21 protein-coding genes, 1 other RNA gene and 3 pseudogenes are annotated in these 25866 nt (G+C 68.5%); 14 read left to right on the plus strand and 11 right to left on the minus strand.

Features of this window, described 5'->3' with window-relative positions; genetic code table 11:
• Together FGD71_RS28030 and FGD71_RS28035 are read right to left on the minus strand one after the other, a co-directional pair.
• Positions 1-212: hypothetical protein (locus FGD71_RS28030; protein WP_140935953.1), on the minus strand; the 212-nt coding region annotated here is incomplete at its 3' end.
• Between the two features lie 85 nt (positions 213-297).
• Positions 298-1677: a hypothetical protein gene (locus FGD71_RS28035; protein ID WP_240436809.1), complete on the minus strand. Its 1380-nt coding sequence runs from the start codon at positions 1675-1677 to the stop codon at positions 298-300.
• A gap of 207 nt (positions 1678-1884) precedes the next feature.
• Here FGD71_RS28035 and FGD71_RS28040 point away from each other — a divergent pair, with 207 nt between their 5' ends.
• The 4 genes from FGD71_RS28040 to FGD71_RS28055 are packed head-to-tail and all read left to right on the plus strand — an operon-like array spanning position 1885 to position 5759.
• Positions 1885-2934: an ABC transporter substrate-binding protein gene (locus FGD71_RS28040; protein ID WP_119103328.1), complete on the plus strand. Its 1050-nt coding sequence runs from the start codon at positions 1885-1887 to the stop codon at positions 2932-2934.
• Between the two features lie 46 nt (positions 2935-2980).
• Complete coding sequence (locus FGD71_RS28045; protein WP_119103329.1) at positions 2981-3820, plus strand: Nif3-like dinuclear metal center hexameric protein; 840 nt, start codon at positions 2981-2983, stop codon at positions 3818-3820.
• The gene (locus tag FGD71_RS28050; RefSeq protein ID WP_181359293.1) at positions 3817-4560 is read left to right on the plus strand and encodes a zinc ribbon domain-containing protein; all 744 of its coding nucleotides are present in this window, start codon (positions 3817-3819) and stop codon (positions 4558-4560) included. Before FGD71_RS28045 ends, FGD71_RS28050 begins: the two co-directional genes overlap by 4 nt.
• Before the next feature lie 11 nt (positions 4561-4571).
• Complete coding sequence (locus FGD71_RS28055) at positions 4572-5759, plus strand: bifunctional RNase H/acid phosphatase (RefSeq protein WP_119103331.1); 1188 nt, start codon at positions 4572-4574, stop codon at positions 5757-5759.
• 57 nt (positions 5760-5816) lie between these two features.
• On the opposite strand, the gene eda is transcribed toward FGD71_RS28055, so the two are convergent.
• Entirely contained in the window at positions 5817-6491 is a 675-nt protein-coding gene (eda, locus tag FGD71_RS28060) for a bifunctional 4-hydroxy-2-oxoglutarate aldolase/2-dehydro-3-deoxy-phosphogluconate aldolase (protein WP_119103332.1), read from the minus strand.
• 92 nt (positions 6492-6583) lie between these two features.
• Positions 6584-7384, minus strand: coding sequence for a peroxide stress protein YaaA (gene yaaA, locus FGD71_RS28065; RefSeq protein ID WP_119103333.1), 801 nt, complete (start codon positions 7382-7384; stop codon positions 6584-6586).
• A gap of 158 nt (positions 7385-7542) precedes the next feature.
• Between yaaA and FGD71_RS28070 the strand changes: the two genes are divergently transcribed.
• On the plus strand, positions 7543-8991 hold the full coding sequence (locus tag FGD71_RS28070) for an RNB domain-containing ribonuclease (protein ID WP_119103334.1): 1449 nt from the start codon (positions 7543-7545) through the stop codon (positions 8989-8991).
• 23 nt (positions 8992-9014) lie between these two features.
• On the opposite strand, the gene FGD71_RS28075 is transcribed toward FGD71_RS28070, so the two are convergent.
• Both FGD71_RS28075 and FGD71_RS49140 read right to left on the minus strand, forming a co-directional pair.
• Positions 9015-9629, minus strand: coding sequence for a hypothetical protein (locus FGD71_RS28075; RefSeq protein WP_119103335.1), 615 nt, complete (start codon positions 9627-9629; stop codon positions 9015-9017).
• 529 nt (positions 9630-10158) lie between these two features.
• Positions 10159-10462: pseudogene (locus FGD71_RS49140) on the minus strand (MerR family transcriptional regulator); the annotation flags it as partial.
• Positions 10463-10606: 144 nt separating this feature from the next.
• On the opposite strand from FGD71_RS49140, the gene FGD71_RS28085 reads away from it, so the two are divergent.
• The 6 genes and pseudogenes from FGD71_RS28085 (at position 10607) to FGD71_RS28115 (ending at position 15670) form a co-directional block, all read left to right on the plus strand.
• Positions 10607-11185, plus strand: coding sequence for a Uma2 family endonuclease (locus FGD71_RS28085; RefSeq protein WP_119103336.1), 579 nt, complete (start codon positions 10607-10609; stop codon positions 11183-11185).
• 61 nt (positions 11186-11246) lie between these two features.
• A complete protein-coding gene (locus FGD71_RS28090) occupies positions 11247-12089 on the plus strand; it encodes an AraC family transcriptional regulator (protein ID WP_119103337.1) in 843 nt (280 codons plus the stop codon).
• Between the two features lie 82 nt (positions 12090-12171).
• Positions 12172-12891, plus strand: a pseudogene (locus FGD71_RS50240) (DMT family transporter); the annotation flags it as partial.
• 139 nt (positions 12892-13030) lie between these two features.
• Positions 13031-13438: RNase P RNA component class A (gene rnpB / locus FGD71_RS28105), an RNA gene on the plus strand.
• A 390-nt stretch (positions 13439-13828) separates the two neighbouring features.
• Positions 13829-15160 (plus strand): hypothetical protein, encoded by a 1332-nt coding sequence (locus tag FGD71_RS28110; RefSeq protein ID WP_140935956.1) that lies wholly within the window; start codon positions 13829-13831, stop codon positions 15158-15160.
• Positions 15161-15331: 171 nt separating this feature from the next.
• Positions 15332-15670 carry a transposase gene (locus FGD71_RS28115; protein ID WP_162931240.1) on the plus strand — a complete coding sequence of 113 codons (339 nt, stop codon included), beginning with the start codon at positions 15332-15334 and terminating at the stop codon, positions 15668-15670.
• Between the two features lie 37 nt (positions 15671-15707).
• On the opposite strand, the gene FGD71_RS28120 is transcribed toward FGD71_RS28115, so the two are convergent.
• The 4 genes from FGD71_RS28120 to FGD71_RS28135 all read right to left on the minus strand — a co-directional run bounded on the left by FGD71_RS28120 (position 15708) and on the right by FGD71_RS28135 (position 22614).
• Entirely contained in the window at positions 15708-19718 is a 4011-nt protein-coding gene (locus tag FGD71_RS28120) for an NACHT domain-containing protein (RefSeq protein WP_119103341.1), read from the minus strand.
• Positions 19719-19725: 7 nt separating this feature from the next.
• A complete protein-coding gene (locus tag FGD71_RS28125; RefSeq protein ID WP_119103342.1) occupies positions 19726-20139 on the minus strand; it encodes a DUF6375 family protein in 414 nt (137 codons plus the stop codon).
• Positions 20136-21044: a radical SAM protein gene (locus FGD71_RS28130; RefSeq protein WP_205571150.1), complete on the minus strand. Its 909-nt coding sequence runs from the start codon at positions 21042-21044 to the stop codon at positions 20136-20138. Before FGD71_RS28130 ends, FGD71_RS28125 begins: the two co-directional genes overlap by 4 nt.
• Positions 21045-21174: 130 nt before the next feature.
• On the minus strand, positions 21175-22614 hold the full coding sequence (locus FGD71_RS28135; protein ID WP_119103343.1) for an HNH endonuclease signature motif containing protein: 1440 nt from the start codon (positions 22612-22614) through the stop codon (positions 21175-21177).
• Between the two features lie 239 nt (positions 22615-22853).
• On the opposite strand from FGD71_RS28135, the pseudogene FGD71_RS49150 reads away from it, so the two are divergent.
• Both FGD71_RS49150 and FGD71_RS49950 read left to right on the plus strand, forming a co-directional pair.
• A pseudogene (locus FGD71_RS49150) lies at positions 22854-23059 on the plus strand (ISAzo13 family transposase); the annotation flags it as partial.
• A 445-nt stretch (positions 23060-23504) separates the two neighbouring features.
• Complete coding sequence (locus FGD71_RS49950; protein ID WP_338120086.1) at positions 23505-24077, plus strand: transposase; 573 nt, start codon at positions 23505-23507, stop codon at positions 24075-24077.
• On the opposite strand, the gene FGD71_RS28145 is transcribed toward FGD71_RS49950, so the two are convergent.
• Positions 23980-25293: a tyrosine-type recombinase/integrase gene (locus FGD71_RS28145; RefSeq protein WP_240436811.1), complete on the minus strand. Its 1314-nt coding sequence runs from the start codon at positions 25291-25293 to the stop codon at positions 23980-23982. The genes FGD71_RS49950 and FGD71_RS28145 overlap by 98 nt on opposite strands.
• A gap of 224 nt (positions 25294-25517) precedes the next feature.
• Between FGD71_RS28145 and FGD71_RS28150 the strand changes: the two genes are divergently transcribed.
• Positions 25518-25736: a helix-turn-helix domain-containing protein gene (locus tag FGD71_RS28150; protein WP_240436812.1), complete on the plus strand. Its 219-nt coding sequence runs from the start codon at positions 25518-25520 to the stop codon at positions 25734-25736.
• The last annotated feature ends 130 nt before the right edge of the window (positions 25737-25866 follow it).

Below are 25866 nucleotides of genomic sequence, written 5' to 3' on the forward strand. Positions count from 1 at the left end.
GCGGGCTTGCGGTGCCGGCCGCGAGGGGTCGACTCGTCGTCCCGCGCGGAGACGGGCCCCCGGTGCCGGCCACGGCCGTCGTCGGCGGCCTGAGCCACCGCCGCCCGCGGGTCGGCGGCCGCTCCCCGCGGGCCGCTTGCCGCCGCGCGGGGGTCGTTGACCGCCACACGCGGGTCGGTGGCCGTCGTCTCCCTGTGGTTTGCGTCGTTCATGTGGAAGTTCACCCCGTCGACAAGATCCTTCGTACAGCGCGGGCGAGTCTAACAACGGACTTTCGGCCGATGAGAGGTGGTGGGGCTACTCGGCAGTCACTTCCCCGGAGGGTCTTGTGCCGGTGCCGGAGGCCTGCGCCAACCGGCGTCCCGCGAAGGCGCTCGCGACCATCCGTCCCGTGAACGGCGCCTTCTGCAACGGCACCGGACGGGCCGATGGGCGAGCCTCGTGCGCCGGTGCGGACTCCGGAGGATCCGTGACCGCCGGTGCCGGAACCGCCGGGCTCGCATTTTCCCGGAGCGTGTTCGCTGGACCCGCATTCGCCGGACCCGGATTCCCCGACCCCGCATCCGCCCCAGCCCCCGCGGGCGCCACCACCCGTGCCACGCCGCACGGCATCGCCTTCGTCGCGTACGGCAGATGGAGAGCGCCGTTCTTGGTCCACAGCCCGGAGCCGGTCAACCACCCTTCGGGCGCGCGAAGTTGGCGGACCTGTCGCTCGGCGGGCCGCCACACCCCGAGCCAGGTGCCGGACGGGCCGTCGATCCGCAACGCCACAGCGCAGCTCTCCGGCGTCAGCACCTGACCCGGCTGGATGGCGAACGGCGTCACCGTGAGGGGGGCGCCGGCCCCGCTCCCCTGGCCGTCCGGTGACCCGGGCGCGGCCAACCGCAGGCATTCCGGGAAGCGCACCGGAAGCATGCTCCCCAGCACCCCCCAGCCGAGCCGGGCTTGGCCAGGTGACGGCGCGTCCGAGCGGATCAGCAGCAGACCGCTGTCGGCGTCCGCGAGCAGCAGCCGGTCGTCGCTCTCCTCCGAGATCTGCAGCAGAGGTGACACCTCGCCCCCACGCCCCAGGTCGACCACCACCGCCTTGGTCCGGCCGTCCAACTCCCGGTCCAGGGCGAGCAGTCGGTCCTCGCCGCCCAGCCATGCCCCTCCCGAGCAGCGGCCCGGCACCTCGGCGAGGTGCTCGGGCCCGAAGGCGCCGCCCGCCACCTGCCACACGGCGGTCGAACTCCGGCCCACGGCAAGGGCGTACGCGCGCGAGCCGCCGGGGGCGGGCGGCAGCAGCCGCAACTCCGTTGTCCCGGCCGGGCATTCCACCGCGCCGAGCGGCACCTCACCCGTGCCCGGGCCGGTCGGGTACAGCAGTGAGAACGTGTGCCGCCCGTCCGTCACCCGGTGGATGAGGACCCGCCCGTCCGCCATCGGCAGCACCTCCGTGCCGGGCTCCTCCGGCTGGTTGCCCGGCAGCGGCACGGCGTACGGCTCGGGGCCGTCCAGCGTCCATCGCTCGGGGAACCAGTAATCGCCGTCCCGGGCCAGGCGCGCCGCGTAGGACCCGTCAGCTGTGATCACGCATCCTGCCCGCGCAGTCCACTCGTTCCGGTTCTCGGCGGACGATGCCGATACCCCCGGCTCGGACGCAGCCGAGAGCTCGGGATAAGCACAGAGCGTCATCGTGGGTCACCTCCAGTGACGAAGTTAGTTTCGTACGCACAGATGAGGGACCGACGGGCAGCCGCTTCACACATAAGGGTGGCCGTGTGCTGATTCCGCTGAGGGAAAGGGGGTTGGTGTGCTGTGCATGATTCGGCGGTTTAAGGTGAGGCTCACCTAAGTGCAGCCTGTGTGGCGCCTGAGCCCGAACCTGTGGAGTGTGTGCTGATGTCCCTTCGACGCCGTGGCTTTGCCGCCGTCGCCCTCGCCATGGCCGCAGCGCTCTCGCTCGCGGCCTGCGGATCCGGCGACAGTGATTCCGGCTCCGCTTCCGGTTCCGGGAAGTCCGACAACGGCAGTGGCAGCAAGTCCGTTGCCCAGGGCGGCGAGGACTTCGCGAAGGCGGCCGAGGAGACGGCCAGAATGGGCACCACGGCGAAGGCCGGGGAGTTCCCGCGCACGATCAAGCACGCCAGGGGCGAGACGGAGCTGAAGTCCCAGCCCAAGCGCGTCATCGTCCTCGACGTCGGCGAGCTCGACAACGTCGTGTCGCTTGGCGTCAAGCCCGTCGGCTACGCGCCCACCGAGGGCTCGGTCGCCCTCCCCTCGTACCTGAAGAAGGACGCGGGCAGCCCCAAGAACGTCGGCACCATCAACGCCCTCAACCTGGAAGCGATCGCGGCCCTCAAGCCCGACCTGATCCTCGGCAGCGAGCTGCGCGCCGCCAAGCTCTACCCGCAGCTCTCCCAGATCGCCCCCACCGTGTTCTCCATCCGCCCGGGCTTCACCTGGAAGGAGAACTACCTCCTCAACGCCGCCGCGCTCGACAAGACCGCCGAGGCGAAGAACAAGCTCGCCGCGTACGAGAAGAAGGCCAAGGCCCTCGGCGGCGAACTGGGCTCCGACAAGCCCACCGTCACCATGCTCCGCTACATGCCGGGCGTCATCCGCCTCTACGCGAAGGCGTCCTTCATCGGCACGATCCTCGACGACGCCGGCATCCCGCGGCCCAAGAACCAGCAGATCAACGACCTCGCCGCGGAGATCAGCCCGGAGAAGATCGACGAGGCCGACGCCGACTGGATCTTCACCGGCGTCTACGGCGACGCCAAGAAGACGGACCGCGCGAGCGCCGAGGACAACCCGCTCTGGAAGAAGCTCGGCGCGGTGAAGAACGGCCAGGCCAAGGACGTACCGGACGAGACCTGGTACCTGGGTCTCGGGGTCACGGCGGCGGACCGGGTACTGGACGATCTGCGCGGTCACCTCGTGAAGTGAACCGCGGCCGACGGGGCACGAAGGAGAGGCGGGTAGCCTTTCTTTCGTGCCCCGTCTGTCTGAAGTCATCGCCGCCCTCGACGCCCTCTGGCCTCCCGAGAGGGCAGAGTCGTGGGACGCGGTCGGCACCGTCTGCGGAGACCCGGACCAGGAGGTCACGCGCGTACTGTTCGCCGTCGACCCCGTCCAGTCGATCGTGGACGAGGCGGTGAAGCTGGACGCCGACCTGCTGGTCACCCACCACCCGCTCTACCTGCGCGGTACGACGACGGTGGCGGCCTCGACCTTCAAGGGCCGGGCGGTCCACTCCCTCATCAAGAACGACATCGCGCTGCACGTCGCCCACACGAACGCCGACCGCGCGGACCCGGGAGTCAGCGACGCCCTCGCGGGCGCCCTGGACCTGCGCGTCGTACGCCCCCTCGTGCCGGACCCGGCCGACTCCGACGGCCGCCGGGGCCTCGGCCGGGTCTGCGAGCTCGACCACCCGCTGACCGTCCGCGAGCTGGCGGCGCGCGCCGCCGAGCGGCTGCCCGCCACCGCGCAGGGCATCCGTGTAGCGGGCGACCCCGAGGCGCTCGTACGGACCGTCGTGGTCAGCGGCGGCTCCGGCGACAGCCTCTTCGACGACGTGCGCGCCGCGGGCGTCGACGCCTTCCTCACCGCGGACCTGCGCCACCACCCTGCGTCCGAGGCCCGCGAGCACAGTCCTCTCGCGCTGCTCGACGCGGCGCACTGGGCCACCGAGTGGCCCTGGTGCGAGCTGGCCGCCGCCCAGCTCGACGAGATCTCCGACCGCAACGGATGGGGACTTCGCGTCCACGTCTCGAAGACGGTCACCGACCCCTGGACAACCCACTCCCCTTCACTTGGAGCCCCCAACTGAACGCTGCGCCCGCCGACCAGATCCGACTCCTCGACGTCCAGGCCCTCGACGTACGCCTGCAGCAGCTGGCGCACAAGCGGAAGTCGCTGCCCGAGCACGCCGAGATCGAGTCGCTGAACAAGGACCTCACGCAACTGCGCGACCTGCTCGTGGCCGCGCAGACCGAGGAGAGCGACTGCGCCCGCGAGCAGACGAAGGCCGAGCAGGACGTCGACCAGGTCCGCCAGCGTGCGGCCCGCGACCAGCAGCGCCTCGACTCCGGTGCCGTCACCTCCCCCAAGGACCTCGAGAACCTCCAGCACGAGATCGCTTCCCTCGCCAAGCGGCAGGGCGACCTGGAGGACGTCGTGCTGGAGGTCATGGAGCGCCGCGAGTCCGCGCAGGAGCGGGTGAACGAGCTGACCGAGCGGGTCTCCTCCGTCCAGTCGAAGATCGACGACGCGACGGCCCGGCGGGACGCGGCGTACGAGACCCTCGACGGCGAGGCGGCGTCGGCGACGAAGGAGCGCGAGGTCATCGCGGGCTCCGTCCCCGCCGACCTGCTGAAGCTCTACGACAAGCTGCGCGAGCAGCAGGGCGGCGTCGGCGCGGCCCGGCTCTACCAGCGGCGTTGCGAAGGCTGCCGCCTGGAGCTCAACATCACCGAGGTGAACGACGTGAAGGCGGCCGCCCCGGACACGGTGCTGCGCTGCGAGAACTGCCGCCGCATCCTCGTTCGCACCGCCGAGTCCGGCATCTAGGAGCCTGCGCCTTGCGCGAGTTCATCGTCGAGGCCGACGGCGGTTCCCGGGGCAACCCGGGGCCCGCGGGCTACGGCGCCGTCGTCATCGACGCGGCGACGGGACAGCCGCTGGCCGAGGTGGCGGAGTACATCGGGATCGCGACGAACAACGTCGCGGAGTACCGGGGGCTGCTGGCGGGCCTGCGCGCGGCCCGGGAGCTGGACCCCTCGGCTTCGGTCCGCGTCCGTATGGACTCCAAGCTCGTAGTGGAGCAGATGTCGGGCCGCTGGCAGGTCAAGCACCCCGGCATCAGGCCGCTCGCGGCCGAGGCGAGCCGGGTGTTCCCGCCGGACCGGGTCACATACGAGTGGATCCCCCGCGCACAGAACAAGCACGCGGACCGTCTCGCCAACGAGGCGATGGACGCGGGGAAGCGGGGGGAGCAGTGGTCGGCGTCGCGTTCTTCGGCGGAGCCGGCGGCCTCGGCGGAGGCTTCGGCGGAGTCGGCAGAGTCGGCAGAGTCGGTGGCGAAGGCCGATGCCGATGTGCGGGCCGCGCGGAACGTGGCGGCGGTCGCCGCCGCTCCCGACCTCGGGGTGCCCGCGACACTCGTACTGCTGAGGCACGGGGAGACACCGCTGACGCCGCAGAAGCGGTTCTCCGGGAGCGGTGGGAGTGATCCGGGGCTGTCGGAGGCGGGGCGGACGCAGGCCGAGCGGGTCGCGGGGGCGCTCATGGCGCGCGGCACCGTACAGGACATCGTGTCGTCGCCCCTGGCGCGCTGTCGCGAGACCGCGGGGATCATTGCCGCGCGGCTCGGGCTGGACGTGCGCGTCGAGGACGGGTTGCGGGAGACGGACTTCGGGGCGTGGGAAGGCCTCACCTTCGGTGAGGTGCGGGAGCGGTACGCGGAGGACCTGACCGCGTGGCTGGGCTCGGCGGAGGCCGAACCCACCGGCGGCGGCGAGAGCTTCGAGGCCGTGGCCCGGCGCGTGGCCACGGCCCGGGACACTCTGATCGCCACCCACACCGGCCGCACCGTGCTCGTCGTCTCGCACGTCACGCCCATCAAGACCCTCGTACGGCTGGCCCTCGGCGCACCGCCGGAGTCCCTGTTCCGGATGGAGCTGTCGGCGGCCTCGCTCTCGGTGATCGCGTACTACGCGGACGGCAACGCGAGCCTGCGGCTGCTCAACGACACGTCTCACCTGCGGTGAAGCGGCTGTAGCCGCCGGTGTCGCCCGCCGGTGCCGCCCGCCGGTGCCGCCCGTCGGCTACCGCCGCAGGCCCGCCGCCTCCCGCGCCAGCGTCTCCACCCGTGTCCAGTCCTTCGCCGCGACCGCGTCCTCCGGCAGCATCCACGTACCGCCCACACACCCCACGTTGGGCAGTGCCAGATACTCCGGCGCGTTCGCCGGGCCGATTCCCCCGGTCGGACAGAACCGGGCCTGCGGCAACGGCCCGGCCAGGGACTTGAGGTAGGCCGTACCGCCCGCGGCCCCCGCCGGGAAGAACTTCATCTCCCGCACCTCACGCTCCAGCAGCGCCACGACCTCCGAGGTCGTCGAGACGCCCGGCAGGAACGGCAGCCCGGACGCCTTCATCGCGTCGAGGAGTACGTCGGTCCAGCCCGGGCTCACCAGAAAGCGGGCCCCAGCCTCCAGCACGTCCGTCACGTTTCGCGGCGAGATCACCGTGCCCGCCCCGACCAGCGCCTCCGGCACCTCGTCCGTGATGGCCCGGATCGCCTCCAGCGCCGCCGGCGTCCGCAGGGTCACCTCGATCGCGGGCAGCCCGCCCGCGACCAGGGCCCGCGCCAACGGCACGGCGTCGGCGACGTCCTCGACGACGACCACGGGGATGACGGGTGCGAGATCCAGCAGGGACGACGAGGGCGGCTCGGAGGAGGGTGGGGAGGAAGGCGAAGAGGAGGGCGGGGGCGAAGTCATGTCGTCATCCTGCCCATGAGCGGCAGCATGCGCAAAGGGCGTTGCGCATGCTGCAATGCCCTGTGATGTGCGATGTGCGATGCGCGGGTATGTCAGTGGATCTCTGTCACGATCACATCCAGCGCCCAGGCCTTCCCCGCCCGCCCCGGCGCCTGGGCCTCCACCGCGTACCCGAGGTCCCGCAACGCCTCCACCAGCTCCGCCGGATCCTTGGGCGAGGCCCCCGCCGTCAGCAGGCTCCGCACGATCCTCCCCTTCGTCGCCTTGTTGAAGTGGCTGACGACGGACCGCTTCTCGACCCCGTCGACCACCTGCGAGTGCAGCACCCGCACGCTCGCCGTACGCCCCGCGAGCTCGCCCTTCGGCTTCCACGCCGCCGCGTACGCGGAGGAGCGCAGATCGAGCACGAGCCGGTCACCGGCCGCCTCGGGCAGCACGGAAGCCATCGGCGTACGCCAGTGCGCACCCAGCGCCCCCAGCCCCGGCAGCTTCACGCCCATCGAGCAGCGGTAGGAGGGGATCCGGTCCGTCACCCGGACCGCGCCCCACAGCCCCGAGAAGACGAGCAGCGACCGTGCCGCCCGCCGCTTCGCCGCCGCGTCGAGCGAGGCCAGATCCAGCGCGTCGTACAGCACGCCCGTGTAGATCTCCCCGGCGGGCCGCGTCCCCGCGGTCCGCAGCTCCGCGTTCTTGGCGACCTCGGCCCGCAGGCCCTCGCTCAGCCCGAGCACCTCGCGCGCCTTCTCCTCGTCGCCGGCGCACAGCTCGACCAATTCGTCCAGAACCGCCTGGCGCGCCTCGGCGAGCCCCGGCAGCGACAACGACTCCGGCTTCAGCGGCGCGCCCCGCCCGGAGGGTGCCTTTCCTTCGGACGGCGGCAGCAGCACGAGCACGGCGGTTCTCCTTCAGTACGTACGAGGGGCACGCGTCAGCGTACGGGTGCTGCCCGCACCGGTTCGCGTACGGGGTGCCCGCACCACTCGTCGTAGGTGTGCCCGCACCAGCCGTCGTACGGGGTGCCGCCCGACCGCCCCCGCCCTACGCTCGATCCATGCCCCGCCGCCACATCCGCGTGACCGCCGCAGCCGAGGCCCCCCTGCGGGCCGCCCTGCGCGCACTGCGAACCGAGCTCGGTGTGCCCGAGGGCTTTCCGCCCGACGTGCTCGCCGAGGCGGAGCGAGCCGCTCACGAGCCGACGCTGCCGACGTACGACGCGACGGACATCCCCCTGTTCACCATCGACCCACCCACCTCCACCGACCTCGACCAGGCGATGCACCTGGGCCACAGTCCGACCGGCTACCGGGTGCGGTACGCCATCGCCGACGTCGCCACCTTCGTCGCCCCCGGCTCGGCCCTCGACGCCGAGACCCACCGCCGCGTCACCACGCTCTACTTCCCGGACGGGAAGAGCCCCCTGCATCCGCCCGCGCTGAGCGAGGGCGTCGCGAGTCTGCTCCCGGGCCAGACCTGCCCGGCCGTGCTGTGGACGATCGACCTGGACCGGGACGGCCGCGTGCACACCACCGACGTACGCCGGGCCCTCGTCCGCAGCCGCGCCAAGCTCGACTACGAAGGCGTACAGAAACAGATCGACACCCGCACCGCCGAGGAACCGCTCGCTCTCCTCAAGGACATCGGGCGCCTGCGCGAACAGCTCGAGATCGAGCGCGGCGGCATCTCCCTCAACGTCCCCGAGCAGGAGATCATCCAGAGCGACCACACCTACGCACTCGCCTACCGGGCCCCACGCCCGGTCGAGGGCTGGAACGCCCAGATCTCCCTCCTCACGGGCATGGCCGCGGCCGAGCTGATGCTCGCGTACGGCACCGGCGTCCTGCGTACGCTCCCGGCCGCCCCCGACGGCGCGGTCGGCCGGCTGCGCCGTACCGCGCGGGCGCTGCGCATCGACTGGCCGCACCACGTGTCATACGCCCAGCTGATCCGCTCGCTCGACCCGAAGCGGTCCCGCCACGCGGCCTTCCTCCAGGAGTGCACGACGCTGCTGCGCGGTGCGGGCTACACCGTCTTCCGCGGCGGCAGGACCCCCGTCATCACCACGCACTCCGCCGTCGCCGCGCCCTACGCCCACTGCACGGCCCCGCTCCGCCGCCTCGTCGACCGCTACGCCACCGAACTCTGTCTGGCGGCGGCCGCGGACGCCGTTCCGCCCGAGTGGGTCCTGGCCGCCCTCGACGACGTTCCCGGACAGATGGCCGAGGGCACCCGGCGCGCGAGCGCGGTCGAGCGCGCTTGCCTGGACATCGTGGAGGCGGCGCTGCTCAAGGACCAGGTCGGCGAAGTCTTCGACGGCACCGTGGTGGACGTACAGGAACGTGAACCAGCCGTCGGAACCGTCCAGTTGGAGTCGCCGGCCGTGGTCGCCCGCATCGAGGGCGCGGGCAGACTCCCGCTGGGGGAGCGGCTGCGGGTGCGGCTCACCCAGGCGGATCCGGGGGCGGGCGCGGGCGCGCCGAAGGTGCTGTTCGCTCCCGCGTGAGCTCGCATGTCCGGTCGGCTCGCTCACCGGTCTGCGGCTGTCTCGCGCGCCTCCCACACCCCCCACGCCTCCCGCACCTCACGTACCAGCAGATCCGGCTCCTCCGCGTGGAAACGGATCACGCGCAGGTCCCTGCGGCGGCCCAGGAAGGTGAAGTGCCTTACGGTCTCCTTCAGTTCGAGGGTGATCGTGGTCTGCGCGCCGATGGCCAGGTTGAGCTCGTCCGGACGCGCCTCGTGTGTGCTGCGCGTCTCTCGGCGGACGGACGCGATGCGCTCCAGCGGGATCCGCAGGTCGACATGGGCCGCGTTGCGAATGCGCAGGGACGAGGCGTCCAGGACGTGCGGCCGTACGACGGAGGCCGCGTACAGCTCCACGACGATGACCACGGTGTAGACGTCGAGGAACAACATGATGTGGTGCAGGGTCGGATGGTCGCGCAGCAGCACCGCCACGCCGATCGTCTCCACGACGCACACGAACGCGAAGCCGAACATCATCGCGCCCTGCCCGCGCGCATAGCCGAACGCCCGGCCGGCGCCCACCCCGTGGGTCCGCCGGGCCACCCACAGCACGAGGCTCGCGAACAGCCGCAGCTCGTGCCCGGCCAGACGCCGCGCCAGCCCGACGGCCTTCATCGCGCACTGCCCCGGTGCCGCCGCACGAGCAGCCGCATCGTGCGGCGGACCGCCTCCGCCTGCGCGGGCGCGAGGTCGTCGAGGAACGCCCGCAGGAAGCTGTGGTCCTCGTCCACCTCACCCATGCCGAGCCCTTCCAGGGCGGAGTCGGGCAGGCAGGAGGCGAGCAGCTCGGCGGCCTCGTCCACGCGTGGATCGCCCCGGTCGGCGTCCACGAGTTCGTCGAGCAGCGCGTACGCCTGATGCGCGCGGTCCACCATGCCCGGCTCACCGGTCGAGCCGCGCAACGCGGACAGCAGACGCTCCCGGTCCTCCGGGCCCGCGGCGGTGTCCAGCAGCGCGAGGATCTCACGGTCCTTGGCGGCCATGGGGGACTCGGACCGCCCCGTCGAGTCCTGCGCCAAGTCACCGAAGAGGGTGGTCAGTTCGGGGGACACAGGCCCCTCGGCGGGCAGCCACCCCGCCTCGGCCTCGGCCAGCAGCACCCTCAGCCGCGCCCGCCGCTCCTGGATCGCCGCCTCCTGCCGCNCCCTCAGCCGCGCCCGCCGCTCCTGGATCGCCGCCTCCTGCCGCGCGAGGTCGTCGTCGAGTTCCGCGAGCACCTCCGCGAGGTCGCGGCCCGCGTCGTCAGCGAGTACGTCCCGCACCTCTGCCAGGCCCAGCCCCAGCTCCGTCAGTCGCCGGACCCGGGCGAGCGCGACGGCGTGCCGCAGCCCGTAGTCGCGGTAGCCGTTGGGGCGCCGCTCGGGTTCGGGCAGCAGCCCGAGGTGGTGGTAGTGCCGGACGGTCCGCGTCGTGACGCCGACGGCCTCGGCGAGTTCTCCGATCCGCATGGGATCAGTAGAAACGTTGACGTTGCGGCGGGGTCAAGGGAGGGCGTCAGCGACTCCCCCTGATTGAGGGAACGTCTCCCGATCTTGTGGCGGCGTGTCCTTCGGCGCTCCAGCCTGGTGATCATTCTCGAGGAGAGGTGTGACATGACCGGCACGGAACACGAGCCGACGACGGAGGCGGAGGTTCTGCTGGAGGGCTTTCTGGCCTTGGATCCGCCAGAGGGTTTCCGGGCCGAACTGATCGAGGGGGAAATCATGGTGAAGCCGCCACCGGTCGGGGCCCACGAGCACGTCCTCAGCCGGATGGTGGCGCAGGTGTACCGGCGGTCCCGGACCGACATGCAGTTCTCCGGAAACAAGGGACTGAAGCTGAAGAGCGGGGGCGTCGACCCTGAGAATCATGCGATCCCGGACGCCACTTTCGTCACCAAGGGGCTGAGGCTCTTCCGGGGTGCCGCCCCTTGGATGCCGTGCTGTGGCGTCGCGATGGTCGTCGAGGTCACCGCCTCTCATCCCAGGGTTGAACGCGAGGCCAAACGCCGCTGCTACGCCCGCGGCGGTATCCCGCTGTACCTGCTCATCGACCGTGACGCCTCCTCGGTGACGCTGTTCAACGATCCGGAGAAGGACGACTACCGGCAGCGCTGCAGGAAGCCCTTCGGTAAACCCCTCACCATCCCCGAGCCGTTCGCCTTCGACCTGGACACCACGGACTTCCTCTGAGCTTCTGATCCTCTGAGCCGCACCGGGCATAGAGACGGCCCGCACGGATGTTGCACAGACCGTGCGAGGAGAGACAGGGACCGGGCGTGAGCAGGCCACCTGGACCAGGGCGACCCTGGGCCGGACCGGCCGCCCGCTCTACCTCCTCACCGCATGCTTCGATCAGCACCGCTTCGCGCCCCATACCCACGATGAGTTCACGATCGGCGTCTGCGTCGGCGGTGAGGAGGTCATCGACTACCGCGGTGGCCGAATCCGCACCGGCCCCGGCTCGATCGTCGTCCTGGCCCCCGGCGAGACCCACACCGGCGGCCCCGCCGCCTCCGACGGCTACGCCTACCGGGCCCTGTACGCCGAGCCCGCCCTCCTCACCGAGGGCATCCTGGGCGGCCTCCCTCACTTCCACGAGCCGCTCCTCGACGACCCCGAGCTGGCGGCCGCACTGCGCCTCACGCACACCGAACTCAGCGCCTGCCCCGATCCGCTGGAGGCCGAGTCCCGGATTCCGTGGCTGCTCACCGCCCTCGCCCGCCGCCACTCCACGGCCCGCCCGGTGTGCGACACGGTCCCGGACGCGCGCCGCATCGCCCACGCCGTACGCGACCGCCTGGCCGACGAACTCCTCGCCCCGCCCTCCCTGGCCGACCTGGCCACCGATCTCGGCCTGTCCCGCTACCAGCTCCTGCGCGCCTTCCGTACGGCCATGGGGCTGCCGCCGTACGCCTGGCTCGCCCAGCACCGGGTGGCGCGGGCCCGAGGGCTGCTGGACGCGGGGTACCGCCCAGCCGAGGCCGCCGCGCTCGTCGGCTTCGCGGACCAGGCGCACCTGACGCGCTGGTTCCGGCGGGTGCTGGGGGTGACCCCGGGGGCGTATCGCAACAGCGTTCAAGACGTACGCCGTTGACGGGGACGAGACTGCGCGCATGACTGCACGCGGCTGGCTTCTCTTCTCCCTGATGGGAGTGCTCTGGGGCATCCCCTACTTGATGATCAAAGTGGCCGTGGACGATGGTGTGTCCCCGTCCATGGTGGTGTTCGCGCGCTGTGCGCTGGGCGCGCTGCTCTTGCTGCCCTTCGCGATACGGCAGGGGAATCTCACCGGTGTCGTACGGACGCACTGGCGCCCGATGCTGGCCTTCGCGTGCATCGAGATCATCGGCCCCTGGTGGACGCTGACGGACGCCGAGCGGCATCTGTCCAGCTCGACGGCGGGCCTGCTGATCGCGGGCGTACCGATCGTCGGCGTCGTACTGGCCCGCTTCTTCGGCGACACGGAACGGCTGGGCGTCCGCCGGATGACGGGCCTGGCGCTGGGCCTGGGCGGAGTGGCGGTCCTCACGGCCCCGCATCTGACGGGCGGCGACGCCCGCTCCCTCGCGGAGGTGGGAGTGACGGTCGTCGGCTACGCGACCGCTCCGCTGATCATGGCCCGCCACCTCAGGCAGGTCCCCACGCTTCAGCTGATCGCCCCGTGCCTGCTCCTCGCGGCGCTCGTGTACGCCCCCGCCGCGGCGGTGACGTGGCCGTCCGAGGTCCCCTCGCCGTCGGTCCTGGCCTCGCTCGCGGGCCTGGGCGTCATCTGCACGGCGCTCGCCTTCATCGTCTTCCTGGAACTGATCCGGGAGACGGGACCGACCCGGGCGGTGGTCTTCACGTACGTCAATCCGGCCGTGGCGGTGGCGGCGGGCGTGCTGCTCCTGGACGAACAGCTGACAGCCGGGATCGTGGCGGCCTTCGCCCTGATCCTCCTGGGCTCCTTCCTGGCGACGGCCTCCGGCCCGACGCCTGGCGCGACGCCCGGCGCGACGCGGTCCGCACGCCCGGTAGCATGGTCGACACGGCAGACGAGCCGGGCGGACGGCCGCGTGGAGGTCCCTGTGGATCTCCCCGAGGAACGTCCGGGCTCCACAGGGCAGGGTGGTGGCTAACGGCCACCCGGGGTGACCCGCGGGACAGTGCCACAGAAAGCAAACCGCCGAGAGCTCCGGCTTTCGGTAAGGGTGAAACGGTGGTGTAAGAGACCACCAGCGCCTGAGGTGACTCAGGCGGCTAGGTAAACCCCACCCGGAGCAAGGTCAAGAGGAGCCGCTTGGCGACAGGCGGCTCTGCGCGGACGTTCGAGGGCTGCTCGCCCGAGTCCGCGGGTAGACCGCACGAGGCCGGCGGCAACGCCGGCCCTAGATGGATGGCCGTCGCCGGAGGGTTCGCAAGACCCCTCCGGAACAGAACCCGGCGTATAGCCCTGCTCGTCTGCCGCTCAATATTTCCGCAGGTCAGAGGCTATGTTTTCTCACTGAACAAAGTGTCCGGGTCGAATCCGGGTCGAATTTCGATCCTGAGTATTGTCCGTCCGGTCTGATCAGCGGGTGGGCAGACAGGACATATCGGGCGATCGGTTAGTGGGAGGCGTAGCCGAAAGGCAGTAGGCGGCAGGGTGGGAAGTCTCGGGTGGGCTCGAAGTATTGTCCGCCGTGTCTCCGGTGGAGTGGGCCGTGCGGTCTGAGCGTTACGGGCGATATCGGCACGCTCGCTCTGGCGGGCAGTCAGGTTCCTTTGAGGTGCAGGTCAAGTACCGCTTCGCAATCTGAGTACGAGTGGCGAATTCAGTGGAGCACGCCGCGTGTTGGCGGGAGAATGCGGTGCGTGGCTCCGACGTTGACTTATATGCCGACTGACCGTCTGGACGCACTGATCAAGCACCCGTTCCACCGGGAGAACGGTGAGCGGCTGGTCGGATTCATCAAGGACCTGCGTGAGTGCCACAGTGCCGAGGACTTTGTGACGTTCCAGCGGGAGCTTCTGACGGCCACGCTCGCCGTGAACCTCGCCCGGGCGGAACGTTCGCGAGTGATCAAGCGACTCAGGAAGAGGGAGTCGTTGCCGGTCGACGCCCCAGAACTCGTTGTTGGCGATCCTTGTGACCTGGACGACTGGCGACTGGAGTACGACGTCCTGGAGCGCGTGGGGCGCCAGCTGCGCTCCATCGGTGACGCCATGGCCTGGCGCGCTTTCCGGTACGACCGTCGCTACATTCTCGCGTTGCGTCGTAACGAATCACCCGGACCGATGACCCTCAGCAAGGAGGGCACGGCTCACGAGATCCAGTTCGTGGAACAGCAGTGGAGCGAGAACCGGCACTTCGCTCTGCTCCACGACATCACTGACTGTCTGCGGATCGGTGACGTGACCGTGTTCCACGATCGAGAGGACGGCGGGCAGGAGATTTACCTATACGAGCTGAAGACAAATCCGCTACGGAAGGAGAGTGCCCAGCTGGCTCGAACGCGGCTTGCTGCCGAGGCGCTGCACATCGGTGGGCCGCTCCCCGGGTCGGACAAGGCCGTTCTCGTTGAGACCGGCGTGCCCTATGCCACCCATCTGTCTGCGCTGAGTGATGCCTTTGCCCGAGCGCATCGGGACGGGCTCAAGACGATGCGTGTCCCAGGGCAGCGTGCTCTCCTGGCGCTCGACGTCGTGGCAGCCGGCGACAAATGGGGGATTGAGGAAGCTACTCGACGGTTCCACGCCTCATATGCGTCGCTGTTGCGTCGTACGCGGCTGACCGGACAAAACATCTGCTTCGGCAGCGGTGACAGCGCCGCCCGCAACACCATGGCCCCGCCGTGGGGCATCTATCCGCTGCAGCCCGGCCAGTGTGCTGGTCTCATCGCCGATGTCCTTGTCTTCAGCGTGACACTGTCGTCGGACAACTTCATTGAGGAACTTGGCAAGCAGGGGCTGGATGCTGAGTGGGTCCTGCCCAGTGGGGCCGACATGGGGCCGGCCCAGCCTGTCGTCATCATCAGAGGGCACGGTCGTCAGGTCACGATGGCCAGAGCAGGACTTGAGCAGCTCATGCTGGAGTTGAGCGATCTGCAGGCGTGGGCGCGTGGCATGGACCAACTGCTCAGGAAGGGCGTACCTGGGCAGGAGCCGTGGCCGTACTTCGCTGATGAGGGCAAGGTCTGGGTATGAGCGGAGGAGGTTGAATCACTGCGCCACCTCGTAGCGGTACCAGCCGTCCGGGTGTGCACAGCTGGACATGATCGAACTTCGGCACGCACCCCTTTGGGGGGAATTAGGGGTGCAGCCATCTGCTGTGCTGCCTCCTCATCATCAGCTTCTTCCTGACTGACCTGCAGCCCGTTGGATGTCAGCCGCGTCGCCGTCTCCAGCACTGGGGTCCGTGACACCCGAACCGAGCCGCCAACCGCAACTCGCCCACGTGCTCGCGAGGGTCGAACTCGTGGTCGAGAGCAGCGCCGTTACGCGATCCGCGCCGGCATCGAGGCTTCCCTCTCGCAGAACGTCCGGGCCCACGGGCTGCGACGTTCCCGCTACCGCGACGTGGCCCGCACTCACGTCCAGCACGTCTTCACCGCGATGCCCTGCAACGCCGCACGCGTCGCCGACTGGATCGACACTGCACCCAGAACACCACGCCGGGCTACGCACTTCCGCACTCTGTGCTCAGCCGCCAAGTGACCTGCCCAAGATCGCCAACAGAGTCACGGCATTGGCTTTAGGGCTCGTTGAGCACCTTGATATCGCGCCATACGTGCTCGTACTTCTCACGCGCCACACGGACCCACGGGGGTGGAGCGCTCCATTCGATGGTCACCTCGCGCTCGCCCCAAGCGACCTGCACGATTCGGCGATCACCTGCAAAGTCGACCACGAGATCACGGCGAAGGAACAGCAGCTGCCCACGCCACGGGTCCTCCGTTCGGAAGACCGCCGAGGCGCGGACGCCGTCGACGTCGACGAGGTCCAGCGTGCCGGGGAGTTGACGAAGCCTGAATCGGGCGGCGAACTCGTAGGACGGCACGTCATAGGAACGATCGAGCGTAGTTGGTGACTCTCCTTCACCGGTAGCGAGTTCTACGGCCACCTGGCCAACGCCGATGCCTTCCTCCTGCCAGTCGCGACGCAATGACGGGCGGGAGTCGGGATCGTCGTCGTAGCGGATGTCGAACCGCGGACTCCACGGTGTCTCACCAGCAAACACCCCCCGGATCGTGGGGATTTCGGGGAAGAAGTGGTTTCCGGGGTAGTCAAGGCCCTGAGCGAGCTTGAGCGCGGAGGCTGTATCCGTGGGCTCCAGCAGGAGCGTACGGAAGAACCCGAACACCTTTCGCCCATCGCGCCGGTGTTCCAAAAAGCCCTCGACGAGCAGCCATTCTTCAGCGACCTCATGGAGGCTCGCCGGCGACCGCAGTCCCGCCGGAACGTGCACTGCTCCAGTGCGGAGCCATTCCTCGTCGTTCGTCGGACTGGCTGGCGCCCACTCCGGGAGTGGGAGGGGCACCACCGGGGGTTCATCGGGAAACGTCGGGTCGACGTCCGGTGCGACGTTGCGCCCGCCGGCTCCCCACCACTCCGGGAGGCGTCCGGCGTCGGCGAGACGGCCAATCAGCTCGTAATAGGCAATCCATCCATACTTCTTGCCGTAACGCTCCACCCTTGTGCGCCTGGATGAAGAGCGCCTCTCGGAGGCCTCCACGATGTTCCGATCGACGTCGCCGAGCATCGCGGTACGCCATCCGAGCTCCCATACGCGAGCCATGACCTCACCGCGAGCACGACGGAAATCAGCGTGGGCGAAGTCGTAGTTGCTCCTGCCCTCGATGGCGGATCCGATCACGTAGTTCTCGAAGTCTAGGCCGAAGGTTTTGTCGCACTCCTCGGCGTTCGGGTCGTCGTCCGCCATCACGGGAGCCGGAGGTACGACCCCGAACGTCAGCGCGAGCGGGTCAACTCCCCCAGGAACAGCGCCAGGGTGGAGGGTCCCGGCGAGTTCATAGGTTGCCCGCACGTAGCTGCGCAGCAGTTCATGAGAAGTCGGCATGGTCCCGCTGTCGAGGAAGCGGTCACGCAGCTCGCCGAGCCACTCCGTGAGCGCGTGCTCGAACGAACCACCCGGGTCGGGCATCTGGTGGGCGCTGGCGGCGCCGAACGCGGCCCCGATAACGCGCTCGACAACGTACGGGTCGTCAACATCGACCATACGAGCAGCAAGATCGAAAAGACGCTGCGGTTCCGGTCGGCCGTAGCGTTGCAGGGCCTTGGTCGCGAGATCGCGCACATCGCGGTTCGTGGACGTCAACAGCCATGCCACCGCGAGCGCGTGCAGGTCGTCCGTCTCGGCGCGGTGCATGCTTCCGCTCCAGCGCTCGATCACCCGCTTCAGGTTCTTCAGAAGCAGGTCATCGGCGTGGTGGCGGATCCATTCGGTCCACTTTCGGTCACGCTTCACGAGGGTCAGTGAGCGGAGAATCCGGTCGAGGAAGCCAGCGTTGAGCTTGTGCGCGGAGGACGCGCGGACCTCCCAGAGCCGGTCGAACGGATGCAGGCCTCCGTACCCGCGAGGCCGGGGAGCGTTCCAGTTCCCTGTGCCAATCAGTGTCACGAGTTCGTCGACGGTGCGGTCGTCAAGGAACTCGGATTCCGAGTTGAGTTCCTGCGCGAGCACCCAGGACCGGTGCCCTTCCGGGGCGAAGCGCCAGAGGTGGTGCGCTGAGAACCGGCGGGGCACCAGCCCGACGAGGCTGATGACGACGTCTTCACCAAGAGGGTGGCCGTCCGCGCCGACGAGAGACTCCCACAACGTCGCATGTGCGAGGCGGTCCTCCAGCTCGGCATGGGTCAAACGCGCAAGGAGCGCGTCAGCGATGAGATATCCGCCAAGACGATCGAAGAGGAATGCCGTCTCAGTGTCGTCTCTACCGTCGGCCTCCTCTCGGAGGAGAACCCCTTCCTCTTCGAGGCGTCGAAACAAGCTCTCGTCCCAGTTTGTCTCACCGGCATCGAGAATGGCCTTCGCATCATCGGACGGCAGGCGGCGGACGCCGCGGGTCCACATCTCCCAGGCGAGTGCGGAGAGGCGCCGCTTGATCTGGTCGGCGGGCACCGTGGCGCGGGCGGGATCCTGGCCAAGTCGCTGAACGACGCCCTGGCGGTACAGCTCGAATACGCCAACCAGTGATGTCGGAAGTGCTTCGGCACCCACTGGCTCTCGGCGGTCGTGGTTAGCCGCTTCGCAGTACATGCGGACGAAGAGCGGGTTCTCAAACATCCCGGTCGGCAACCAGGCGCCGGCAGCATTGATCAGATAGTGGTCGAAGTAGGTGCGGACGATCTCGTTGACTTCTGCCTGGTACCACTCAAGCTCCGTGGCCACGGCAACGTCCGGGACAGCGTAAGCGGCGAGCGCCTCGCGGAGGGTGACGATCACCAGCACATTCGGGTAGTCGCCGAGCGCCGGTGCCAACTCATCGAGCAGGACGCGCCACTCCGAGGGCCTCTCGGCTTCGTTCAGGCCGTCGATCACCAGAGGGATTCGGGCGCCGGCCCGGGCACCGGCTGAGTTGAGAGCCTCAAGCAAGTCTTCGAAACGATCGATCTTCAGCCCGGGGATGCGGCGGGCCAGGTCGTCGAGGCTTCCGCCGGCTCGCAGTCGTCCGCCCTGGATGAATACCCCGGCTGTTGGTCGGTCGGCCAGCGCTGTCAGTTGGGCGGCAAGGTGCGTCTTGCCCTGGCCTGCAGCTGCTACGACCGCGATCAAGGGGGCTTCGGCATCTGCTTGCACATCCTGCAGCCACCGTACGACGTCACGGATTTCCGACCCTAGGCCGGTCGCGGCCAGAGCAACCGGCAGGCGCTGCTTTCTCAGCTTGAGTACAAAGGCGCGGAGCTTGCGCGGGGACGTGGCCGGCGGTTGAAGATCAGCGGCCCGCTCACGAGCCTCGATCGGCCGAAGGCCACGTCCGGCATTGGCGATCGCCCGCAACTCCCCGACAAACCGTTCAAGATCAGCGATGATCTCTTCGGTTGCCGTACGTGTGGCCTCGTCATCGATGTCCGCAAGGGCGTCCTGGAGCGCACAAGTGCGGTCGGCGATGAGGTCTGTGTGCTCAGCGAGCCAGTTGAACGACGCGGAGCGTAGAAGGGCACGGTCGATTCGGCGTTCCACATGGTTCGACGTGTGCAACGGAGGCACCCATCGGGCCTTGATTGGTGCCACAGAGCGCTCATGAGCTCGCGCGAGCGTGTCCGGGGACAGGACCAACTCTCCGAAGAAGGTGGAGCGGAGTTCGTCGTATCCGGAAAGCTCGGCATCGAAGTTCTCGGTGGCCCACAGCTTGGTCGAGATGCCGTTGGCCGGGCCGAGGCCGTGGATCCACTCCTCATCCTTCTTGGCAGGACGTTGCGGCAGGCAGAGTACGAAGTCGGTCAGCCCGGCGACGTACTTGATCGCCTTTGCGACGGAGTCCTCGATCTGGCTGCGCTGTGCGCTGGTGAGCTCGTTGTCCTTGCCCAGGATGAACCATTTGCACGACCATCCCCACACCCGGCCGGGTTCCCCGAGCACACCAGGGTGTTCGACGTGTAGATAGAACTCGACCCCAGGCTGATTCCGCCGCTCACGAAGGGTGCCCAGCCTGCCATAGCGGCGGGACACGATCGCCCGCGTGAGCGCCTCGAAGTTCTTGTCGGCGGCGCCAGGCAGGCGTGCCAGATCAGTCAGCTCCACCGCTACCTCAACTGTCCGTGTCCGACCGCGGCGTCCCGTCCTCGTTCCAGTGGTGCCGAGAGAACACCTCGACCCGCGCACCGAGGTTGACGAGCACCTTCACAAACCCCTGAACCTCGGACTCCTCGGTCCAGACCCGTACCGTTGATCCGGTGCGCTGGACCGAATGATCGAGGGCATAGATGTCGACGTCGGACCGCCCCATGTCGTAGAGCCTCAACTTACCCAGCTCGTCGGCGAGCGCTCGGGGCATGCGCTCATCTGCGCGTAGCCAGTCGTTGTCGGACCACTCCGCCTCGGCCAAGGTCTTGAGGGCCTCCATCCGCTCCATCGCCGCCTCGGCTCCGGAGACTGTCTCGAACGTGCCGATCAGGACCAGATCCATTGAGTGCTCCGAGCCGTAGCTGTGCCAGATCCTCATGCTGCCTCCCGCAGAGCTTGCACCGCATCCAGGATGGAGTCCTCGATCGGCGTTCCTGCCGATGCGTATGCGTGGGGCCGTAGAACACCGGTCGCATCGACGTGCATGTGTGCGTCCAGAGGGTGTTCACCAGGAATGACCTCGACCGCCGGTACCAAGGATTCGAGCCCGGAGCGTGAGATCGCAAGCCGCACCTGGGGCCTGGCGGTTCGCATCCAGTGCACGAGGCGCTCCGCATCGGCGTCGGAGATACCGGGCGTAGCGGCGGTCGGCTGCTCCGGCAGAAGCAGCAGTTCAGACGCTCCGACGTCAGCTGCGAACGCTGAGAGGTCATCGAGCTCGCCGATCGTGTCGGCGTTCACGACCGCGTTGATGCCGATCGGCGCAACTGAACGGAGGAGGCCCGCGGCGGAGATCACTGCCGCAAACGGCCGCCTCCGAAGCCGCTCGTATGTAGGTCCGACCCCGTCGACGGATAGGCGTGCGAAGTGCACGGAGCCTCGCAAGGCGTCGGTAACTGCCGGGGTGAGGCGATGTCCGTGCGTCGTGAATGTCACGGCCATCGAGGTGGACTCCGCGACCCGAGCACAGAGTTCGACGAATTGACGGTGCGCGGTCGGCTCTCCGCCTCCAAACCCGACTCCGAGGCATCCAGCGGCGTCGAGTTCGGCCGCCCAGGCAACCACACGGTCCACGTCGAGCGAGCTGGCGTGCTTAGGCGCGTAGCAGTAGGCACAACGGAGTTCGCAAGCGTTCGTCAAAGCAACAGACAGGTAGCGGGGAGCACGGGAGACCCGCTCCGCTGGCACCTTCACCTCGTCGAGCAGGACGTTGACCCCGGAAAGCCGATCGAAGAGGTGCACGCCGGCTTTGGACATACGAACCTTGTACCTCACCAGCAGCATGATGCCAGTGCCTTAGAGCTACTAACACGCTCTTGTTGAACTGTCGTGGTCGGACGTGACCAGGCATGCTTACGCCCGTCGGACGGAGTCCCCGAAGCGCGCCGGACGAGGACGCCGAGTGGGGATGAGGTCAGGCGCCGTTCGCGGCCGCGTGTGCCCGCTCCGCGACTTCGCGCAGCACCTTCGCCAACTGTGCCCGAGTCCGCCCGCGCGTCTTGACCGCGTGACAGTTCGGGCAGAGTGCGACCATCACACGCGGGTGGTCCCGGCCGCCGTCGGCTATCTCGTCCACGTGATCGACCTCCAGCAGTGCCCGGTTGTTGTCTGTGACATCGTCTGGCTGGCCGGCGCACCCGGGGTTCTCACACCGGCCTTCGCACCGCTCCAACACCGCCCTGCGGGCCTCCGGGATTCGGACTGGCCGAGCTGATCCGGCCGTCCGCTTCCCCCGCGCTGCCACCTCCTTCTGCTCGACCACAGCGACCAGCCGTCGGTACTCTGCTGACCCGTGCGGCTCCGGAGCCGGGCCGGCCTCTACCCAAGCGGGAACCGTATTCTCGGTCTCCTGCGGCCGGGCCATCCCATCGCATCGCTGGTGCCGGAGCCAGCCGCGCGGGAGGCCGCCCTTGTTGCACACCGGGCACACGCCCTTGTGGACCCCGCCAGTTCGGCCGGTCCCGCCCGTGGCCCGCGCGGGAGTCGACCGGATTGGCGTGACAGTCAGGTCCGGCCCCTTGCCCGTGGGGGCTGCACCCGCTTCCAGGGCCGTCCGGGTGTTGAGTATCTCCCGGTAGCGTGCGTTTTCCTCCTGCCACCTACGGGCGGCCTTGCTCTCACGCTTCTGCCCATGAGTGAGGCGCTCCACGTCCCACTCGCGCTTGCGCTGCCTCTGCTCGCGCCATGCCTCCTCCTCCAGCCTGCTCTGGTAGAGCCGCGCGAGCTCACGTTGGAAGTCGTCGCCATCGACGCGGTGGAGTATCTGTGTCCGGCGATACTTCATCCCGCGTGCCGGGGCGCCCAGTTCGGCGATCAAGTGTCGGCTCCAGCCGAGAGCCTCCAGGTCGGCTGCGGTACACGACCGTTGCCTGCCTCTCGGGAGAAACACAAGAGCGTTGGTCGGCAGTCGGGCCAGATCCGCTTCATCCTGCTTCGCCAGTTTCCGGGCTCGGATCACGCCTGCCAGGCGCTTCGTGCTGTAAGTCAATGTCCGCCACGGGTCGTCCGGCCTCGGAGCGGGCACGGTCGCGGTCTTCTTCGGCTTCGACTTTCTGCGCCCGTCGCCCTTGCTGGGCTCCGGCGGAAGCGGGTTGGCGAGGACGCTCTCCCATCCCTTGGCAGCGCGCTCCGCCGGGGTCATCGTGGCGCTGGCGGAGACCGACCGGTTGAGCAGGCCGCGTTCGCGGTACAGCTCGGCAAGCCGGGACTGGGCACGGCCGAGAGCGAACTTTGCGTCGTCGGCGGCCTGGCTGTCCCCCTTATCCAGGCTGATCCGCTCCTGGGTCCGCAGTCTGGCGATGGCCAGGGTGAGTTCGTTCGTATCCGAATAGCCCGCGAAGTCCTGGTAGGTCACCGGCCCCCCTTTCCCCCTTGCCTCTCAGCTCATCGTCGCTGAACAAGACGTCGGCCGTCGCTCCGCGCGCGGCAGGCCGAGTCCTGATGGGCTACTCCCGACGGGGCAGTTGGCCGTCGTCAAGCTGAGTCGTCAACGCTGACATGGTTCGGCCGACCTTGGAATTATCCGCCTGGATGGCCCTGTATATGCGCCCTGAGTGGCCATCAGCCACGGCTTTCACACTGGCCAGAACAGGCAGGATCGCCCTGGCCGCCGAACCCCTCGCCGTGCTGTTCGCCACCAGCCTCACCGCCACGCATCGCACGCTCCTGAAGACCAGGAGTTACTCAAGGCACACGACATCGTCACCCCGACTGTGGCCGCCCCACCGGCCGCCCCCCTCCGGCCTCCAGTCCGGGTCCACGCCCAAACCAGCACACCCAGCCACAAGATCAGTACGACACTCCACGGGCGAATTGCTCACACCGCACGAACGGCGCAATCGTCGTCCCAGGGACGCCCACCAGCGCACATCTGCAAGATCGTGTTACGAGCTCTTAGCGCGTCCCGCAGACTCTGGAGGACCGGACGCCCTTTGATCTCGCTCTGTCAGAGGTTTTCCTAGAACTCTTCTGCTTACCGGTCAGCGGGCTTATCTGGTCGAACAGGGTTCCTGATCGGATGATCGCGGCCGGGAATGCATGGCCTCTTGGTAATTCGGGGGTGCAATCCCTTCCGAGCAGTTTCCAGTAGGCCCTGTTGCCGCACACTTTCGCGCTCACGTCCGTGGAGTCCAACTCGCTGTCACGGACGTGTGACTGCCTCGCGCACCGGTTCGGGAACGTGGCGGACTGGCCGAACTGTATCCCGTGCTACGGCTCGGACATGACGAGGCAGAGCGGCAGGTGGTGCGGGAATCGCTGCGTGTTCCAGCATGGCTGGAAGGGCGGGGCAGCCGGCCGGAGGGCTACTGCCACCGGCAGATGGTCGATGCTGTGCGCTACGTGGCCTACAGCGGCTTAAAGTTGAACCTGCCGGTGGACTTCCCGCCGTTCACGCGGGTGCACGTGTGCGCCCGCCGCTGGCAGGTCCAGGGCCTGCTTACCGAACTCCACGACCGGCTGCGCGACCGTGCGCCAGAAGGAGGGCCGTTCGCCGGACCGGACGGCCGCGATCGTGGACTCGCAGTCCGTGCGGGCGGCGGCGAACATCCCCCGTCCGACGTCCGGGTGGGACGGCGCGGGAAGAATGTGGGCGGACGACGCAAGCGGCACCTTGTGGTGGATTGCCTCGTACTGGTCCTGGCCGTCGTGGTGACCGCGGCAAGCGTGCAGGACCGCGACGCCCGCCGTCCCCCCGCTCGATTGGCTGCGCAGCGTGGTGTCAGGACACGTCCGAAGCCCGAGCCGCAGAGGTTGCCCCATTCCGCAGTGCGCCCGCCGGTGTGTCGATGTGTGAGAACGCGGTTCCGAACACGGTGACCATGACCTCCTCCACGGCGAGGGGCGGGTGGGCGTAGGTATCCCAGGTCTCGGAGAATTTGGCGTGCCGGGAGAGTGCTTGCACGGTTTTCGGGTCGTGCTTGCCGGAGCCGCCGAGCGTGGTGGTGTAGAAGTGCTTGAGGTCGTGGAAGCGGGTTCTGTCCGGAAGCCCGGCTTGCTTCACCGCCCTTCGCCACTTCTGATGGAAGTCGCTTATCAGTACGGGCCGGCCATAACGGTTCGTGACGATCAGGCCCTCGTCCGGCGGCTCGACGTAGCCGCGTGCCCGGCGGCGGCGCTCGGCGCCTGGTGAGACGGGCTCCGGCTCAGAGAACCGTGACACGTGGTGTAGCAGCCGCTCGATCAAGAAGTGATCCACTGGCAAGGTGGCGTAGCTGGCCTTGGTCTTGAGGCGTACGGCCTTACCGCGCTGCCGTTGTTCTTCGATGTGCAGCAGGTCGTGTTTCCAGGCCACCTGGCTTCGCTTCAGTCCGAAGGCCTCGCCCTGGCGCAGTCCGGCGCAGGCTCCGAGCCAGATTAGGGCCTCGTAGCGCGGCGCGACCGTCCGCATTGCCGCTGCGACCGCGGCGACCTGCCCAGGAGACAGTGCGACTTTGACGCGGGGGGTGACGTCCGGGAGTTCGATCCGCGCCACGATGTTGGGAGTGAGCGGGACGTCCTCGTCCAGCATGTAATGCACGAGGATGCGCCAGGTCTTGAAGATCTGGACGACGGTGCAGGCCGAGTCGATGCCTTGCTTGTCGAGGAGGTAGTCGACGAAGGCCATGGAATCGGGGCGGCGCAGGCTGCTTGCGGTGCGGTGGCCGGCGAACGGCAGGATGTGGTTGCGGAGATGGCTTTCGTAGGTGTCGCAGGTATTAGTGTTCTTCTTCCGCTTGCGTCTCCTTTCCATCATCTCGGTTGCGAAGTATTCAACCGGAATGCTGCCCGGATTGTTGTCTCGCGACGTCTGCCTTTCGGCCTCCGTGAGCACCTTGTCGAGGCAGTCGCGGGCTTCCTGCCACGTGGCAAAGGCCGGCCGTTTCTCTTTTCCTGAGCAGTCGGTGTACCGGGCCTGCCAGCGATGGCCTCGGCCGTGATCCGCAGACGGGTACAGAGGCTGATGTGGCGTGCCGCAATGGCACGGTGCGTCACCGCGCTCTGGTTTTGGATACCTCTTGTGCCAGCGGTCGAACGGCTCGATTGGCTTGCTCATGTGCCCTGCCCACGAAACTGAGCTGCGTGCTGGACCGTCGCCGGCCGTTTCGCACTGGATTGGCGACGTGCGCGACGGCCTTTCGGCTGCCCGCCGAGGCGATGCCGTCCGCTACAACCAGTAGTTATGCACAGCTGTTCATGGTGCACGCAAACGTGTGACGGTCGAGTCGCCGTGTGCCAGCACGTGAACCGTCACCGGACCCGCGACTCCTGTCCCTGGGTATGCAAATCCGTCGCCTCAGAGAGGACCGGGGATACAGCTTGGAAGAACTCGCAGAGCGCAGCGGGCTGAGCTTCCGCGGCCTCATCTATATCGAGCACGGACAGCGCAGCCCCAGCGTTCTTACGCTCTTGGACATCGCTTCAGGGCTCGATGTGGAACCAGGCGAACTCGTCAACCACGTCGCCCAGGAAGGCTCTGGCGAATCTGCTCCCCAGTAGTTCGAGATGACAATCCGAGAAGACTGACTTCCTCAGGGTGTGACGATTTCGGAGGCGCTGTCGGTGCGGTCCGCCCTGAGGGCAGTGCAAGCGTGCTCGCGAGAACCGCCGTGTGGTTTGCCCGCCAGGC

Origin of the sequence: Streptomyces sporangiiformans, from assembly GCF_005768555.2 — a bacterium.
Lineage (GTDB): Bacteria > Actinomycetota > Actinomycetes > Streptomycetales > Streptomycetaceae > Streptomyces > Streptomyces sporangiiformans.

Bases quoted from the DNA above. Each gene is read 5' to 3' on its own strand.
- FGD71_RS28035 (WP_240436809.1), bottom strand. From the start codon at position 1,677: ATGACGCTCTGTGCTTATCCCGAGCTCTCGGCTGCGTCCGAGCCGGGG.
- FGD71_RS28130 (WP_205571150.1), bottom strand. From the start codon at position 21,044: ATGCTGCTGGTGAGGTACAAGGTTCGTATGTCCAAAGCCGGCGTGCAC.
- eda (WP_119103332.1), bottom strand. From the start codon at position 6,491: ATGACTTCGCCCCCGCCCTCCTCTTCGCCTTCCTCCCCACCCTCCTCC.
- FGD71_RS28040 (WP_119103328.1), top strand. From the start codon at position 1,885: ATGTCCCTTCGACGCCGTGGCTTTGCCGCCGTCGCCCTCGCCATGGCC.
- FGD71_RS28085 (WP_119103336.1), top strand. From the start codon at position 10,607: ATGACCGGCACGGAACACGAGCCGACGACGGAGGCGGAGGTTCTGCTG.
- FGD71_RS28075 (WP_119103335.1), bottom strand. From the start codon at position 9,629: ATGAAGGCCGTCGGGCTGGCGCGGCGTCTGGCCGGGCACGAGCTGCGG.
- FGD71_RS28150 (WP_240436812.1), top strand. From the start codon at position 25,518: ATGCAAATCCGTCGCCTCAGAGAGGACCGGGGATACAGCTTGGAAGAA.
- FGD71_RS28070 (WP_119103334.1), top strand. From the start codon at position 7,543: ATGCCCCGCCGCCACATCCGCGTGACCGCCGCAGCCGAGGCCCCCCTG.
- FGD71_RS28145 (WP_240436811.1), bottom strand. From the start codon at position 25,293: ATGAGCAAGCCAATCGAGCCGTTCGACCGCTGGCACAAGAGGTATCCA.
- FGD71_RS28125 (WP_119103342.1), bottom strand. From the start codon at position 20,139: ATGAGGATCTGGCACAGCTACGGCTCGGAGCACTCAATGGATCTGGTC.